This window comes from Pseudomonas sp. NFACC16-2 (assembly GCF_900119205.1).
Lineage (GTDB): Bacteria > Pseudomonadota > Gammaproteobacteria > Pseudomonadales > Pseudomonadaceae > Aquipseudomonas > Aquipseudomonas fluorescens_Q.
Genome location: NZ_FPIX01000023.1, coordinates 88,345 through 103,076 on the forward strand (window position 1 = coordinate 88,345; position 14,732 = coordinate 103,076).

General features: G+C 61.0%; 17 protein-coding genes. 9 read left to right on the forward strand and 8 right to left on the reverse strand.

Features of this window, described 5'->3' with window-relative positions; genetic code table 11:
* Window positions 1-35 precede the first annotated feature (35 nt).
* On the forward strand, window positions 36-485 hold the full coding sequence (locus BT116_RS18750) for a c-type cytochrome (protein WP_063323997.1): 450 nt from the start codon (window positions 36-38) through the stop codon (window positions 483-485).
* A 62-nt stretch (window positions 486-547) separates the two neighbouring features.
* On the opposite strand, the gene BT116_RS18755 is transcribed toward BT116_RS18750, so the two are convergent.
* A complete protein-coding gene (locus BT116_RS18755) occupies window positions 548-943 on the reverse strand; it encodes a DUF1090 domain-containing protein (protein WP_063323998.1) in 396 nt (131 codons plus the stop codon).
* Between the two features lie 90 nt (window positions 944-1,033).
* The gene (ligB, locus tag BT116_RS18760) at window positions 1,034-2,707 is read right to left on the reverse strand and encodes an NAD-dependent DNA ligase LigB (RefSeq protein WP_072346281.1); all 1,674 of its coding nucleotides are present in this window, start codon (window positions 2,705-2,707) and stop codon (window positions 1,034-1,036) included.
* 206 nt (window positions 2,708-2,913) lie between these two features.
* Between ligB and BT116_RS18765 the strand changes: the two genes are divergently transcribed.
* Window positions 2,914-3,534, forward strand: a complete 621-nt coding sequence (locus BT116_RS18765; RefSeq protein WP_063324000.1) for a LysE family translocator — start codon at window positions 2,914-2,916, stop codon at window positions 3,532-3,534.
* A 257-nt stretch (window positions 3,535-3,791) separates the two neighbouring features.
* On the opposite strand, the gene metK is transcribed toward BT116_RS18765, so the two are convergent.
* From metK to BT116_RS30705, 3 genes are read right to left on the reverse strand one after another with little or no spacing between them, the layout of a single operon-like run.
* A complete protein-coding gene (gene metK / locus BT116_RS18770) occupies window positions 3,792-4,982 on the reverse strand; it encodes a methionine adenosyltransferase (RefSeq protein ID WP_072346283.1) in 1,191 nt (396 codons plus the stop codon).
* Between the two features lie 19 nt (window positions 4,983-5,001).
* Complete coding sequence (locus BT116_RS18775) at window positions 5,002-5,997, reverse strand: ArsR/SmtB family transcription factor (RefSeq protein ID WP_072346286.1); 996 nt, start codon at window positions 5,995-5,997, stop codon at window positions 5,002-5,004.
* Window positions 5,998-6,008: 11 nt separating this feature from the next.
* Window positions 6,009-6,230, reverse strand: a complete 222-nt coding sequence (locus tag BT116_RS30705; protein WP_139209484.1) for a hypothetical protein — start codon at window positions 6,228-6,230, stop codon at window positions 6,009-6,011.
* A gap of 40 nt (window positions 6,231-6,270) precedes the next feature.
* Here BT116_RS30705 and tkt point away from each other — a divergent pair, with 40 nt between their 5' ends.
* The 6 genes from tkt to fba all read left to right on the forward strand — a co-directional run bounded on the left by tkt (window position 6,271) and on the right by fba (window position 12,534).
* On the forward strand, window positions 6,271-8,268 hold the full coding sequence (gene tkt, locus BT116_RS18780) for a transketolase (RefSeq protein WP_072346288.1): 1,998 nt from the start codon (window positions 6,271-6,273) through the stop codon (window positions 8,266-8,268).
* Between the two features lie 151 nt (window positions 8,269-8,419).
* Window positions 8,420-9,475, forward strand: a complete 1,056-nt coding sequence (epd, locus tag BT116_RS18785; protein ID WP_072346290.1) for an erythrose-4-phosphate dehydrogenase — start codon at window positions 8,420-8,422, stop codon at window positions 9,473-9,475.
* Window positions 9,476-9,499: 24 nt separating this feature from the next.
* On the forward strand, window positions 9,500-10,663 hold the full coding sequence (locus tag BT116_RS18790) for a phosphoglycerate kinase (protein WP_063324004.1): 1,164 nt from the start codon (window positions 9,500-9,502) through the stop codon (window positions 10,661-10,663).
* A gap of 31 nt (window positions 10,664-10,694) precedes the next feature.
* Window positions 10,695-10,919, forward strand: coding sequence for a flagellar basal body L-ring protein FlgH (locus BT116_RS18795; protein WP_063324005.1), 225 nt, complete (start codon window positions 10,695-10,697; stop codon window positions 10,917-10,919).
* Between the two features lie 55 nt (window positions 10,920-10,974).
* A complete protein-coding gene (locus BT116_RS18800) occupies window positions 10,975-11,307 on the forward strand; it encodes an MliC family protein (protein ID WP_072346292.1) in 333 nt (110 codons plus the stop codon).
* Window positions 11,308-11,469: 162 nt separating this feature from the next.
* Entirely contained in the window at window positions 11,470-12,534 is a 1,065-nt protein-coding gene (fba, locus tag BT116_RS18805) for a class II fructose-bisphosphate aldolase (protein ID WP_072346296.1), read from the forward strand.
* 451 nt (window positions 12,535-12,985) lie between these two features.
* Here the strand turns inward: fba and BT116_RS18810 are convergent, their stop codons facing one another.
* The 3 genes from BT116_RS18810 to BT116_RS18820 form a co-directional block, all read right to left on the reverse strand.
* On the reverse strand, window positions 12,986-13,300 hold the full coding sequence (locus BT116_RS18810; protein WP_072346299.1) for a type II toxin-antitoxin system RelE/ParE family toxin: 315 nt from the start codon (window positions 13,298-13,300) through the stop codon (window positions 12,986-12,988).
* A complete protein-coding gene (locus tag BT116_RS18815; RefSeq protein WP_072346301.1) occupies window positions 13,300-13,578 on the reverse strand; it encodes a ribbon-helix-helix domain-containing protein in 279 nt (92 codons plus the stop codon). The genes BT116_RS18810 and BT116_RS18815 overlap by 1 nt, the downstream gene beginning before the upstream one ends.
* A gap of 186 nt (window positions 13,579-13,764) precedes the next feature.
* On the reverse strand, window positions 13,765-14,049 hold the full coding sequence (locus tag BT116_RS18820) for a hypothetical protein (protein WP_063325211.1): 285 nt from the start codon (window positions 14,047-14,049) through the stop codon (window positions 13,765-13,767).
* 436 nt (window positions 14,050-14,485) lie between these two features.
* On the opposite strand from BT116_RS18820, the gene BT116_RS18825 reads away from it, so the two are divergent.
* Window positions 14,486-14,732 (forward strand): DUF4372 domain-containing protein (locus BT116_RS18825; protein WP_139271893.1); only part of this gene is annotated, 247 nt, incomplete at its 3' end.

The following is a 14,732-nucleotide window of genomic DNA, read 5'->3' on the forward strand; positions in this document are numbered from 1 at the left end:
GGATACTAACCGCCGTTTCCTGCCCCGAGGCCAAGATGTTTGTAAAACGATTTTCCATGGCAGTGCTGGCTTGCCTGATGTTGTCCGCCTGTGGCGGCGTCGATCCCAATTCTCCCCTTGGCCAGCGCAAGGCGATCTTCAAGCAGATGCTCAAGACCAACGAAGAATTGGGCGGCATGTTGCGTGGCCGGGTCCCGTTCGATGGCCCACGATTTGCCGAAGGCGCGGCGCAACTGGATCAACTCTCCCATGAGCCGTGGAAACATTTCCCGCAAGTGCGCGAGCAAGACCACACCAGCGCCCGGGATGAAGTCTGGCAAAAGCAGGCGCGTTTCCAGGAAATGGCCCGCCACCTTGAAGCCGCCACCGGTGAGTTGGTGACCGCCAGCAACGTTCAACCCTACAAGGCCAGTTACTTGGGACCGGCGGTGCAAAAGGTCGAGGATGCGTGCAGCGCCTGCCATAAAGAGTTTCGCGATCATTGAATGGAAGCAGCTGCGAGCTTCAAGCGGCAAGCTCAAAGCTCCACACTTGCAGCTTGCAGCTGCTACTGATCCAACTCATCCACCGCTTCCTGCAGTTCCTTGCGGGAGGCTGCCAGCTTGTCCTTGCGTTTGTTGATCCGCTCGGCGTCGCCTTTCTTCATGGCCTTTTCCAGGTCGGCCTGACGCCGACTGACTTCGTGCTTGGCATCGAGCACCTTGTTTTCACGCTCCTTGCGCAAGGACGCATCGGTGCAATGGCTGGTGACTTCGTCCAGCGCGGTTTCCAGGCCTGCCTGCTGGTCCTGGTTGCCACGGGACTTGGCCAGTTCTATCTGGTTGATGATGCCCTGGCGCTTGGCCGCGCAACCGGTGAGCTCCGGGGTTTGCTCGTCCGCCATCAAGGGGGCGGCCATGGCACTGCATAAGACCAGCAGGGCAACGGGGGACAGGAAATTCATAGCAACTCCGTAAAAAATCTCGAGCGGTCGGTACAGATGCGCTGTTGGAACGCATGCTTGCCCCTTGGGTTCAACCGCACAGGGCCCGGATTAAAAACCGTCGACCCCGGCAGTGCGTAATACGTCACTCAAGGCCTGCACCTGCGGGTCGCGAAAAAATGCGCTCAGTTGCGCGGCGCGTCCCGGTCCGATACCGGCCTCGGCTTGCCATTGTTCGGTGCTGCGCTCGGCCAGCACCTGCCACGGTCCTTCCAGCCTGGCCTCACCAGCGGGCGGCAGGCCCAGGGCCTTGAGCCATTGCGCGAAAGGGCGTTGCCGGGCGCTGTGCAGGCTGGCGAGCAGGCGGGTGCTGCTGTGTTCGCCGAAGCCGGCAATATTAGCAAGCTCGGCGGCATCGAGGGTCATCCAATCCAGCAATCCGTCGAGTCGTCCGGCGGCCAGCAGCTTTTCCCAGGTGCCCGGGCCGACGTGGGGCAGGGCAAGCCCTTGCTTGCCACTGAGCCAGCCCAGTCGTGCGAGGAACTGGCTTTCACAGCCGGCTGTCGGTTGCCAGCAACTCAAGAAGTGATAATCGGTTTGCGCAGGGACGTTGAGGTCCTGTCGCTCGGCGCTGCGCAGCACGACGCTGTCGAGTCGTGGGATGGTCAGCCCGGCCAGGCTGATAGCGACCCGGTCGCCGGGACGAATGTCCATTTCCTTCCAGCGCTTGAGGGAACTGACGCTTACCCGGCGAACCCACCGGTCGTCGAGCCGGATACGTTCAAGCTCCAGTACGGGCGTGATGCGTCCGGTACGACCGACCTTGAAGTGCACCTTGCGCACTTCGGCCAGCGCCTGGGCATACGGGTATTTCCAGGCCACGCTCCAGAACGGCGCCCTGGCCTGCCAGCGGTCGGCGGGTGGGCGGCGGCTCTGGTGCAGGACGATCCCGTCGCTGGCGAATGGCAGCGGTGTGCGGTACCAATGGTCGCGCCAGTGCTCGGCATCGGCCAGAACCTGGACAGGCTGGTTGTAATGGAGCGTGTCAGCGAAGCCCAGTTCATTCAGCGCGGCCATCCGTTCTGGCAGGGTGGCCGGCCCTTCAGGCCAGTCCCAGACAAACAGGCCAATGTCCGCCGCCTCCTGCGCCGTCATGTTCGTGCGCGCCATCAGGCCCGCCACGGTCCCCCGGGCGTTGAGGCTGCCTCTGCTGGCCTGGACATGGGTGAGCAAGCGCCAATACAACTCGCCTTGGACGACCAGGTCCAGAGGCTGGCGCAGCCGTTGTGGGATGGCGCCGATCTTGCGCGCATTCGGGATCCAGTCGTGCCCTTGCACGCCATCGCCGCGGCTGATTGCCTGATGCAGGCGACCCTTGCGATAGACCAGGGTTACCGCCACGCCATCGACTTTCGGTTGCGCCCAGACGTCCTTGCGCCCCCGCAACCAAGCCCCCACGGCGTCGGCGTCCTTGAGTTTTTCCAGGCCGGTGTGGACCACGGGGTGCGGTATCTTCCCGCCCGTTGAGCGCAGCGGATCGTCGGGCGCTGCGAGGTTGAAGCAGCGGCGCCATTGGCCTAACTCTGTGCGGGATTGATCATACAGTTCATCGGCCACCAGCGATTGGCCGAGGCGGTGATAGCTGTCGTCCCAGGTGTCGATTTTCTGCTGCAGCGCCGCGATCTCGGCCTCGGCGCGTTCAGTGGGCCAATCGGGGCAGGGCGCGGCGAGCGCAGGAATGGCAATGAAGACAAGACAGGCGAGTGCATACAAAAACGGTGGCATCGAAGCATCCTTGCTTGGTTGAGTACTGAAGGCTAGCCACCGTCCCGGAAGTTGCGAGGCCCGGAGCGTTACCGGATTTTGCAGGGCTTGGTGGCAAAATCGCGGCGGTACAGTGCGAGGCGATTTAGCCGCGCAACTGTGCCTTGTCCTCGTCAACGGCCGGCGCAGAATGGACTTTCGATTCGCCGCTGCCTGGAATGCTCCCGATGGAACTGTCGACGCTCGCTGTTTTCATCCCGGCCTGCTTTGCGCTGAACATGGCGCCGGGGCCGAACAACCTGCTGTCCATCAGCAACGCCTCGCGTTATGGCTTCGTCCGGGCGTGCAGTGGCGGCATTGGTCGATTGCTGGCATTTGCGATAATGATCGCCCTGGCAGCGGTGGGGCTTACCGCCGTGCTGCACACCTCGGAGTTGCTGTTCCTGGGGATCAAGCTCGTCGGTGCCGGTTACCTGTTCTATTTGGCGGTGCAATTGTGGCGGGCCCAGCCCGAGGCCGGCAGCGAAGCCATGGTTGCGTCGATGAGCCGGGCCGGCCTGGCGCGCCAGGAGTTCCTGGTGGCGATCGGCAATCCGAAGGCGATCCTGTTGTTTACCGCGTTCCTGCCGCAATTCGTAGACCGTACAGGCGCCGTCACCCAACAATTCGCTGTGCTGGGTGGTTTGTTCCTGGCACTGGAGTGCATCGCCATCGGTTTGTATTGCTACATGGGCATTTACGCGCGACGGCTATTCGCCCGACCCAGTGGCAAGCGCCTGTTCAATCGGATGTGTGCGGGGTTGCTGGCCAGTGCGGCGTCGTTTTTGCTGGTGGCACGCAGGACGTAGATTTTCTGAAGGGCCCTATTTGGATCGGGGACTTGTCTCCCTGTGGCGAGGGGATTTATCCCCGCTGGGCTGCGAAGCGGCCCCAAAAAGGTCAAGTATGGTTAACCTGACACACCGAGGCAGCTGATTTGGGGGGCTGCTGCGCAGCCCAACGGGGATGAATCCCCTCGCCACAGGAGCGGTGCCTGACTTTGATTTTTTGATAAAAAAAGCCCCCGGCGACCCAGTCGCCAGGGGCTTTTTCGTGCCAGCAGGTCTTACAGGCCGGCAGCGGCGCGCAGGGCGTCGGCGCGGTCGGTTTTTTCCCAGGTGAACGTGGTGAAGGTATCGTCACCCACGGTCTTGGCCTGCGGCGTACGACCGAAGTGGCCATAGGCGGCAGTGTCCTGGTACATCGGGTGCAGCAGGTCGAGCATGGTGGTGATGGCGTATGGACGCAGGTCGAACACTTCGCGGACCAGGTTGATGATCTTGTCATCACCGATCTTGCCTGTGCCGAAGGTATTCAGCGAGATCGACGTAGGCTGGGCCACGCCAATGGCGTAGGACACCTGGATTTCGCAGCGCTCGGCCAGGCCGGCGGCGACGATGTTCTTGGCCACATAACGGCCGGCGTAGGCCGCCGAGCGGTCAACCTTCGATGGGTCCTTGCCGGAGAACGCGCCGCCGCCGTGACGGGCCATGCCGCCGTAGCTGTCGACGATGATCTTGCGACCGGTCAGGCCGCAGTCGCCCACCGGGCCGCCGATGATGAACTGGCCAGTCGGGTTGATGTGGAACTGGGTGTCCTTGGACAGCAACTCGGCAGGCAGCACGTGCTTGACGATCAGCTCCATCACGCCTTCGCGCAGGTCTTTGTAGGACACGTCAGGGTTGTGCTGGGTCGACAGGACCACGGCGTCGATACCGACCACCTTGCCGCCTTCGTAACGGCAGGTCACCTGGGACTTGGCGTCCGGGCGCAGCCAAGGCAGCAGGCCGGATTTGCGGGCCTCGGCCTGACGCTGGACCAACTGGTGCGAGAAAGTGATCGGGGCCGGCATCAGCACGTCGGTCTCGTTGCTGGCGTAGCCGAACATCAGGCCCTGGTCGCCGGCGCCCTGGTCTTCAGGCTTGGCCCGATCAACGCCTTGGTTGATGTCGGGGGACTGCTTGCCAATGATGTTCATCACGCCACAGGTCGCGCCGTCGAAGCCGACGTCGGAGCTGTTGTAGCCAATGCCGAGGATCACGTCGCGGACGATCTGTTCCAGGTCGACCCAGGCCGACGTGGTGACTTCGCCGGCGATGATCGCCACGCCCGTTTTCACCAGAGTCTCGCACGCCACGCGGGCGAACTTGTCTTCAGCAATGATGGCGTCCAGCACCGCATCAGAAATCTGGTCGGCGATTTTGTCCGGATGCCCTTCAGACACGGACTCGGAGGTGAAAAGGGAGTATTCGCTCATCTCGATGTTTTCCTACAAGTTACCGTTGGTGAGTGTCGCCAGTCGGCCGCTGAAAGTGGCGAACCTGGATCTGGAAACCATTGCGTAAGCCTACATAGAGGCTTTCCCCGGGCACGAGGCCCGCAGCGGTGGCCCAGCGGGCCAGGTCGTCCTGTTCGAATCCGAGCCAGAGATCGCCACAGGCCTCCCTGGCCCAGCTCTGGTTGTGACTGCATAACTCCGTCACCAGCAGGCTGCCGCCCGGTTGCAGCAGGCCGGCCATGTGCCTGAGTGCATCGGCCGGCGCGGCGAAATGATGCAGCACCATGTTCAATACCACGCAATCGGCCTGCAAGCCCATGCCATCCAATGCATCGGCCAGTTGCAGGCTGACATTAGCCAGGGCCTCGCGTTCACACACCTGGCGCGCCAGTTCAAGCATGGCCGGGCTGTTGTCCAGCGCCGTCACCTGGCTGAAACGCTGCGCCAGTTCCGGCAGGAAAGCACCATCACCGGGGCCGACTTCGATCGCCGTGGCCGTGGCTTCGAAGCTTAGTTTGTCGAGCAGTGCCACGACGCTTTCGCGGTATTGCGGCAGACCGGCGATCAGGTCTTGCTGGGCGCGAAATTTCTCGGCGACCCGGGCGAAAAAGTCCTGGCTGGCGGCGGCCCGTTGCCCGTGTACCTGGGCGATGCGAGCCTGCACGTCCGTCGGCAGGTTCAGTGTGTCCACTTCGTCCAGCAGCGCGGCGTGCAGTTTGCCGCCCAGCAGGTCGGTGTGGGGCAGGGCGCGGCGATAGAAAATGGCGTTGCCTTCCCGGCGGGTCGCCACCAGGTCCGCCTGGGCCAAGACCTTGAGGTGGTGGCTCATGCCGGACTGGCCGATGCCGAAGATCTGCGCCAGCTCCAGCACGCCGAACGAGTCGTTGGCCAGGGCGCGCAGTACATTGAGCCGTAACGGATCGCCGCCGGCCTTGCAAAGGGCCGCCAGCTCATCGCAGTCGTCATGGCGAATGGAAGGCGCAGGTAAGTTCATAGTGGGGCAGTCTAGTGAGGGGTTTGGATCACCGCAAGTTCAATATCAAAAAGTTTTGATATTGGTGGATAAATGGCACTTCCCAACCTGTGCTTGACTCTACAAGCCATCAGCGGAAAGGTTTCACCTGGCGAATGCGACTTTATCCACCGGAAAAACGCCCAAGGATGACTATCTGTCATTGCCCCAGGGTGGGTGGGTGAGGGAAAATGCTCGCCTTTTTTCAGTTCCATTTTTATTCATTCTCGATTCAATACCCGCAGGAGAACAGCGATGCCCAGCCGTCGTGAGCGTGCCAATGCCATTCGTGCCCTCAGCATGGATGCCGTGCAGAAAGCCAACAGCGGCCATCCCGGTGCCCCCATGGGTATGGCGGATATCGCCGAGGTGCTTTGGCGCGACTACCTCAAGCACAGCCCGAGCAACCCAGCCTTCGCCGACCGTGACCGTTTCGTACTGTCCAACGGTCACGGCTCGATGTTGATCTACTCGCTGCTGCACTTGACCGGCTACGACCTGTCGATCGATGACCTGAAAAACTTCCGTCAACTGCACAGCCGCACCCCGGGCCACCCGGAATACGGCTACACCCCAGGCGTGGAAACCACCACCGGTCCATTGGGCCAGGGCTTGGCCAACGCCGTGGGTTTTGCATTGGCAGAAAAAGTCCTGGCGGCGCAATTCAACCGCCCCGGCCATAACGTCGTCGATCACCACACCTACGTATTCCTGGGTGATGGCTGCATGATGGAAGGCATTTCCCACGAAGTCGCCTCCCTGGCCGGCACCCTGGGCCTGGACAAGCTGATCGCCTTCTACGACGACAACGGCATCTCCATCGATGGCGAAGTCGAAGGCTGGTTCACCGACGACACCCCCAAGCGTTTCGAAGCCTACAACTGGCTGGTGATCCGCAACGTCGACGGCCACGATCCGGAAGAGATCAAGACCGCCATCGAGACCGCCCGCAAAAGCGCCCAGCCGACCCTGATCTGCTGCAAGACCACCATCGGTTTTGGCTCGCCGAACAAGCAAGGCAAGGAAGACTGCCACGGCGCGCCATTGGGTGCCGAGGAAATCGCCCTGACCCGTGCCGCGTTGAAGTGGAACCATGGCCCGTTCGAAATCCCGGCCGACATTTACGCCGAATGGGATGCCAAGGAAAAAGGTCGCGCGGTCGAAGCCGAATGGGACCAGCGTTTCGCCGCGTATTCCGCCGAATTCCCTGAACTGGCCAATGAACTGGTGCGTCGCCTCAGCGGCGAACTGCCGGCCGACTTCGCCGAAAAAGCCTCGGCGTACATCGCTGAAGTCGCCGCCAAGGGCGAAACCATCGCCAGCCGCAAGGCCAGCCAGAACACCCTGAACGCCTTCGGCCCGTTGCTGCCGGAACTGCTGGGCGGTTCGGCCGACCTGGCCGGTTCCAACCTGACCTTGTGGAAAGGCTGCAAAGGCGTCAGCGCTGAAGATGCCAGCGGCAACTACATGTACTACGGCGTTCGCGAGTTCGGCATGAGCGCGATCATGAACGGCGTGTCGCTGCACGGCGGCCTGGTGCCTTACGGCGCGACCTTCCTGATGTTCATGGAATACGCCCGCAACGCCGTGCGCATGTCGGCGCTGATGAAAAAACGCGTCCTGTATGTGTTCACTCACGACTCCATCGGCCTGGGTGAAGACGGCCCGACCCACCAGCCGATCGAGCAACTGGCGAGCCTGCGTTGCACGCCGAACCTGGACACCTGGCGCCCATGCGATGCCGTGGAATCGGCAGTGGCCTGGAAATACGCGATCGAGCGTAACGACGGCCCGTCGGCGCTGATCTTTTCCCGTCAGAACCTGCAGCACCAGAACCGTGATGTCGACCAGATCGGCGACATCGCTCGTGGCGGCTATGTGCTCAAGGACTGCATCGGCGAGCCTGAGCTGATCCTGATCGCCACCGGTTCCGAAGTCGGCCTGGCCGTCCAGGCCTACGACAAGCTGACCGGGCAGGGCCGCAACGTGCGCGTAGTGTCCATGCCTTGCACCAGCGTGTTCGATGCCCAGGACGCCGGCTACAAGCAAGCGGTGTTGCCGCTGCAAGTCAGCGCGCGGATCGCCATCGAGGCTGCCCATGCCGATTACTGGTACAAGTACGTGGGCCTGGAAGGTCGCGTGATTGGCATGACCACCTACGGCGAATCGGCGCCTGCGCCAGCGCTGTTCGAGGAATTCGGTTTCACCCTGGAAAACATCCTGGGTCAGGCTGAAGAGTTGCTGGAAGACTGATCCGAAAGTTGCATCGTCCGGGCTGACGCCATCGCGAGCAAGCTCGCTCCCACAAGGTTCTCCACCGATCCTGTGGGAGCGAGCTTGCTCGCGATAGCGCAGGATCAGGCAATACTGGACTGCAGGATTCACCACGGTAATCGAGAACCCCATGCCCCAACCGCGTCCCTACAAAGTTGCACTCAACGGCTACGGCCGGATTGGTCGTTGCGTCTTGCGTGCGTTGTTCGAGCGAGGGGCCAGGGCCGGTTTCGAGATTGTCGCGATCAATGATCTGGCCGACATGGCCAGCATCGAATACCTGACACGCTTTGACTCCACCCACGGCCGGTTTCCCGGCGAAGTGCGGGTCGAGGGCGATTGCCTGCATATTAATGGTGACTGCGTGAAGGTCCTGCGCAGTGCCACCCCCGAGGGCATCGACTGGGCGTCCCTGGACGTCGATCTGGTGCTCGAATGCTCCGGTGCCTACCACACCCGCGAAGACGGCCAGCGTTTTCTCGCTGCCGGCGCGCCGCGGGTGTTGTTCTCCCAGCCGATGGCCAGCGAAGCGGACGTGGACGCGACCATTGTCTACGGTGTGAACCAGGATTGCCTGACCGGCGAAGAGCTGCTGGTGTCCAACGCGTCCTGCACCACCAACTGCGGCGTGCCGCTGTTGCGCCTGCTGGACCAGGCCATTGGCCTGGAATACGTGTCGATCACCACTATTCACTCGGCGATGAACGACCAGCCGGTGATCGACGCCTACCACCATGAGGACTTGCGCCGTACCCGTTCGGCGTTCCAATCGGTGATCCCGGTGTCCACTGGTCTGGCGCGAGGCATTGAACGGCTGCTGCCGGAACTTGCGGGGCGAATTCAGGCCAAAGCCGTGCGAGTGCCGACGGTCAACGTGTCTTGCCTCGACATTACGATGCAGACCGTGAGCGATACCGACGCCACCGAGGTCAACCGGATCCTGCGCGAAGCCGCCACCAGCGGTCCGCTCAAAGGCCTTCTGGCCTACACCGAGTTGCCTCATGCCAGTTGTGATTTTAACCATGACCCGCATTCGGCCATCGTCGATGCCAGCCAGACCCGTGTTTCCGGGCCTCGGCTTGTGAACATCCTGGCCTGGTTCGACAACGAATGGGGGTTTGCCAACCGAATGCTGGATGTTGCCGAGCATTACCTGCAAACCGCTTCAAAAAAACCTGCTCTCTAAACAGTTACCCAGGAATTGCGACCCATGACCGTGTTGAAGATGTCCGACCTCGATCTGCAAGGTAAGCGCGTACTGATCCGCGAAGACCTCAACGTCCCCGTCAAGGACGGTGTTGTCACCAGCGACGCGCGTATCCTGGCTTCGCTGCCGACCATCAAGCTGGCCCTGGAAAAAGGCGCGGCCGTGATGGTCTGCTCCCACCTGGGCCGTCCGACCGAAGGTGAGTTCTCGGCGGAAAACAGCCTCAAGCCTGTGGCCGATTACCTGAGCCGTGCCCTGGGCCGCGATGTGCCATTGGTGGCTGACTACCTGGGCGGTGTGGACGTGAAGGCCGGCGATGTCGTGCTGTTCGAAAACGTGCGCTTCAACAAGGGCGAGAAAAAGAACGCCGACGAACTGGCCCAGCAATACGCCGCCCTGTGCGACGTGTTCGTGATGGACGCCTTTGGCACGGCCCACCGCGCCGAGGGTTCGACCCATGGCGTGGCGAAGTTCGCCAAAGTCGCCGCAGCAGGCCCGTTGCTGGCTGCTGAACTGGATGCACTGGGCAAGGCCCTGGGCTCCCCTGCCCAGCCGATGGCCGCCATCGTTGCCGGCTCCAAGGTCTCCACCAAGCTGGACGTGCTCAACAGCCTGAGCCAGGTCTGCAACCAGTTGATCGTCGGTGGCGGCATCGCCAACACCTTCCTCGCCGCTGCGGGTCACCCGGTCGGCAAATCCCTGTACGAACCGGACCTGCTGGACACAGCCCGGGAAATCGCCGCCAAGGTCAGCGTACCGTTGCCAGTGGACGTGGTCGTGGCCAAGGAATTCGCGGAAAGCGCCACCGCCACCGTCAAGCTGATCGATGACGTAGCCGAGGACGACATGATCCTCGACATCGGCCCGCAAACCGCAGCCAACTTCGCTGAACTGTTGAAGTCTTCCAAAACCATCCTGTGGAACGGCCCGGTCGGCGTGTTCGAGTTCGACCAGTTCGGCAACGGCACCAAGGTGCTGGCCCAGGCTATCGCCGACAGCGCTGCGTTCTCCATCGCAGGTGGCGGCGACACCCTGGCGGCCATCGACAAATATGGCGTGGCCGAGCAGATCTCCTACATTTCTACGGGCGGCGGCGCATTCCTCGAGTTCGTCGAAGGCAAAGTGTTGCCAGCCGTGGAAGTCCTGGAAAGCCGGGCCAAGGCCTGAAGCTGCGTTGACCAGGCAAAGGAGTGTTCTGATGGTCAAGACGATCCCGTTGCTGTTGGCGGCGACGATGCTGGTGGCCTGCTCAAGCGGCCCGCAGGCTCCGGCCCCGCAACCCGGCACGCCGACGCCTGAAGATGGCTGTTACCAGGCCGACTGGCAGGCCGAGACCAACCCGGTGCTGAACAAGCGTTCGGGGCCGGACGGCCTGGACAAATACGAGACGCAAACCCCGACCAAGGAACATGGCTGTCCTTGACGGGTCTGACTCTTAACTCATGGCGGCGGCGTGTGCCGTCAGTCGAGGAACACGGATGAAAGGCTTGATCGCCGTCGTGGCGTTGGCATTGCTGGGCGGTTGTGCGCAGTTGGACTTTTTACACTCGTCCGAACCTGTTGAAGGTTGGACGACCTGGACCTGTGACAGCGAGGCCAAAGTGCTCTGGCGCTACGCCGACACCGCCCACAAGGAAGTCGATGTACGCCTGGGCGGCGCCGATAAGGTTTATCGCCTCAAGCTTGAACCGGGTGCTGAAGGTTCACTGTACAGCGATGACATGCTGGCGTTTCACGTCAAGGGTGAGGAAGGCCTGGTGTATTGGGTCGCCACCAATGACTTGATTGGGCGTGGTTGCAAGGCCAATTGATCCACGGAGGTCCAATGTGGGAGCGGGCCTCTATAGTTTTGAGATTTTGCTTCACCGAACACGCAGGCCGGGGCCGACCCCCGATCCGCAATGACTTGAATAGCCGCCGCCGCTCCGGCAGGCTGGCACGATTAACGACCCTCGACCGGGAGAGACACACTAATGGCACTTATCAGCATGCGTCAGATGCTGGACCACGCAGCCGAATTCGGCTACGGCGTTCCAGCCTTTAACGTCAACAACCTTGAGCAGATGCGCGCCATCATGGAAGCCGCTGACAAGACTGACTCTCCGGTGATCGTCCAGGCTTCGGCCGGTGCCCGCAAATACGCCGGTGCGCCGTTCCTGCGTCACCTGATCCTGGCGGCGATCGAAGAGTTCCCGCACATCCCGGTGTGCATGCACCAGGACCACGGCACCAGCCCTGACGTCTGCCAGCGCTCCATCCAGCTGGGCTTCAGCTCGGTCATGATGGACGGTTCCCTGGGCGAAGACGGCAAGACCCCGACCGACTACGAGTACAACGTACGCGTCACCCAGCAGACCGTGGCCATGGCCCACGCTTGCGGCGTTTCCGTGGAAGGCGAACTGGGTTGCCTGGGCTCGCTGGAAACCGGCATGGCCGGTGAAGAAGACGGCATCGGCGCCGAAGGCATGCTGGATCACAGCCAGATGCTGACCGACCCGGAAGAAGCCGCCGACTTCGTCAAGAAAACCCAGGTCGACGCCCTGGCCATCGCCATCGGCACCAGCCACGGCGCCTACAAGTTCACCAAGCCGCCTACCGGCGACGTGCTGGCCATCGACCGCATCAAGGAAATCCACAAGCGCATCCCCAACACCCACCTGGTGATGCACGGTTCTTCCTCGGTACCGCAAGAGTGGCTGGCGATCATCAACCAGTACGGCGGCGACATCAAGGAAACCTACGGCGTGCCGGTTGAGGAAATCGTCGAAGGCATCAAGTACGGCGTGCGCAAGGTCAACATCGACACTGACCTGCGCCTGGCCTCTACCGGTGCCATGCGTCGTTTGATGGCGACCAACCCGAGTGAGTTCGATCCGCGTAAGTTCTTTGGCGCTACCGTGACGGCCATGCGTGATGTGTGCATTGCGCGGTATGAGGCGTTTGGGACGGCGGGTAATGCTTCGAAGATCAAGCCGATTTCGTTGGAAGCGATGTATCAGCGGTATTTGAAGGGTGAGTTGAACGCTAAGGTCAACTGAGGCTTTAGTGGTGTGAGAAAACCCGCAGTGATGCGGGTTTTTTATGGGTGGAATTTGTGTGTATATCCGTTGCTGCGGTAACGGCTTCTTATGGTTCCGCCCTTACGGCGTCTCACTTTTGAGAAGCCCGGAAGCCGGCCCAGTCAAAAGTAAGCAAAACGCTTTTGCCCCACCACTCGGTGCCTCGCCTAGGCTCGGCATGTCCTCACTCCGGCATTGCTCCGTGGGCCGCCGCGAAGGGCCATCCATGGCCCAGCGCGGCTAACCCGGCATCCATGCCGGGTTGCCCACTGCGCAATGCCTGCGTTCGGCCATCATGGTTAATGGGGCGTCCGAGATCAACGTCCACTGCGAGGCGGCCTTATAGCCGACCTGGTTTAGGGTGAACGCGTTCCTCCTGTGGAGCGAGCTTGCTCGCGAAGGACATCAACGATACAGGGTCTACTGCACGTTAATCGTCCAGTTCACATTGCAAAGCGACCTCAAAGTCCTGCCCCCCATAAAAAACGCCCAAGATGGAAACCTGCTTGGCATCAACGACAAAGGCAATCACGGTCCGCTTGCGGTAGTTTGTGATACGCAGCCCCGGGCGTATGTCGTCCCTCTGGTTGCCTCGGTGCGGGAACGTTCGTAGTTCTTCGCAATAGGTCACGATGGCGTTGGTATACCGCTGCGCGGTTTCTGGCGAAGCCGCCGTGGCAATGTAGCGATAGAGCGCAGCTAACTGCTCAAGGGCTTCCGGGACAAAATCAACGCTATACGCCATTACGATTGGATAGTGGCATTCTGGTGCTCTGCCGCCAATCGGGAGCGAACTTCATCGATGCTCAGCGCGCGTGAGGGGTCAGCTTTCAATGCATCGTAAGCGGGGGCTACTTGGCCTACGAGCCAGTTTTCCAAAGCGCGATCACGGGCCAGCAGCGCCCGGAGGCCATCACGAATGACTTCGCTTTCAGTGGCGTATTCACCGGCAGCAACCTTGGCTTTCACCACGTCGGCCATCTGGTTAGGCAGCGTTATGCTGAACTGTTGAGTGCTACGCATAATGGGTATCCTGGATAAGATAGGATTTAATCCTACTCTGCTCTGGAGAATATGCACATGACTTTCCTGAGTCAGCGATGACTGTAGGCGGATGGTAGGCGAGTCCGCTCGCGTTAAAGGCGTGTCAGTCAACAGCCCTTGCCGCTGCGCCAACACTGTCGCGAGCAGACTCATCCCGTAGGATTTTTACTGTCCTTCGAGCCCGCGCTGTTCAATCACTCCAAAAACATCCGCCACATCCTGGACCATGATTCGGGCGATGTTGGTGATGGTGTTGATGTCGGTCTCGGCTGAATCGCGCAGTGTGGTGCAGGCCATGAGCGTCAGGTAGTCGAGGGTGGCGTGCAGGCGTTCGCTGGCGCAGGCGTGGAGTTCGGTCAGTGGGGCTGTTTTATCGATGAACAGGACGGGGTGGGTGGTGGCGGTTGGGGTGAGTGGGGTGAAGCTGCTGGATGATTGCTTTGTCGTCATAAGGTTGAAGTCCTCGAAGAAAAAGAAATGCCACATATTCCTCGATAGGGCTGCGAAACCCTCCGCTGACCAAAGCCAGCAGGTGAACCGAACTATAGAAGGGAATTTTTGACGCAACAACCGACCTGTAGGACGCCCGCAAACCCCGTGGCGAGGGAGCTTGCTCCCGCTCGGTGGCGCAGCCGCCGTAAATCCTGGGTATGGGGTCGGTCTGACGAAAAGAGGGGACTGCTTCGCAGCCCAGCGGGAGCAAGCTCCCTCGCCACGGAGAGCAGATTCCTACGAGACTTTCAGAAGGCCGGGCGAGCAATTGCTTGTGCTCGTTCCCACGCTCTGCGTCACTAGTGTCCGGTAAAAACTGAAGGGGGAGCTTGCTCCCCCTTGCTGTGCCTGCGTCTTAAGCAATAATCAGGTTTTTCAGACTCGATTTTCGCCCATGTTCAGCAGCACGCGATTTGCACAAATGCTCCAGGCCCTTCCTCATCAGCTCTTCAAGGCAGCCGTCAAACGCTGTGGTGCTGATCGTTACGCTAAGCAGTTCACTTCCTGGGATCTACTTATCACGCTGATTTACGGTCAGCTTGTCCAAGCTAAAAGCTTGCGCACGTTGGCGACAGCTTCACAGTCGCTGGAACCCCATCGTTATCACCTAAACGCCAAGAACATGGTGCGTTCAACCCTTT

Bases quoted from the DNA above. Each gene is read 5' to 3' on its own strand.
- tkt (WP_072346288.1), top strand. From the start codon at position 6,271: ATGCCCAGCCGTCGTGAGCGTGCCAATGCCATTCGTGCCCTCAGCATG.
- BT116_RS18820 (WP_063325211.1), bottom strand. From the start codon at position 14,049: ATGACGACAAAGCAATCATCCAGCAGCTTCACCCCACTCACCCCAACC.
- BT116_RS18775 (WP_072346286.1), bottom strand. From the start codon at position 5,997: ATGAACTTACCTGCGCCTTCCATTCGCCATGACGACTGCGATGAGCTG.
- BT116_RS18765 (WP_063324000.1), top strand. From the start codon at position 2,914: ATGGAACTGTCGACGCTCGCTGTTTTCATCCCGGCCTGCTTTGCGCTG.
- BT116_RS30705 (WP_139209484.1), bottom strand. From the start codon at position 6,230: ATGGAACTGAAAAAAGGCGAGCATTTTCCCTCACCCACCCACCCTGGG.
- ligB (WP_072346281.1), bottom strand. From the start codon at position 2,707: ATGCCACCGTTTTTGTATGCACTCGCCTGTCTTGTCTTCATTGCCATT.
- BT116_RS18795 (WP_063324005.1), top strand. From the start codon at position 10,695: ATGGTCAAGACGATCCCGTTGCTGTTGGCGGCGACGATGCTGGTGGCC.
- BT116_RS18790 (WP_063324004.1), top strand. From the start codon at position 9,500: ATGACCGTGTTGAAGATGTCCGACCTCGATCTGCAAGGTAAGCGCGTA.
- BT116_RS18755 (WP_063323998.1), bottom strand. From the start codon at position 943: ATGAATTTCCTGTCCCCCGTTGCCCTGCTGGTCTTATGCAGTGCCATG.
- BT116_RS18815 (WP_072346301.1), bottom strand. From the start codon at position 13,578: ATGCGTAGCACTCAACAGTTCAGCATAACGCTGCCTAACCAGATGGCC.
- BT116_RS18750 (WP_063323997.1), top strand. From the start codon at position 36: ATGTTTGTAAAACGATTTTCCATGGCAGTGCTGGCTTGCCTGATGTTG.
- epd (WP_072346290.1), top strand. From the start codon at position 8,420: ATGCCCCAACCGCGTCCCTACAAAGTTGCACTCAACGGCTACGGCCGG.
- fba (WP_072346296.1), top strand. From the start codon at position 11,470: ATGGCACTTATCAGCATGCGTCAGATGCTGGACCACGCAGCCGAATTC.
- BT116_RS18810 (WP_072346299.1), bottom strand. From the start codon at position 13,300: ATGGCGTATAGCGTTGATTTTGTCCCGGAAGCCCTTGAGCAGTTAGCT.
- BT116_RS18800 (WP_072346292.1), top strand. From the start codon at position 10,975: ATGAAAGGCTTGATCGCCGTCGTGGCGTTGGCATTGCTGGGCGGTTGT.
- metK (WP_072346283.1), bottom strand. From the start codon at position 4,982: ATGAGCGAATACTCCCTTTTCACCTCCGAGTCCGTGTCTGAAGGGCAT.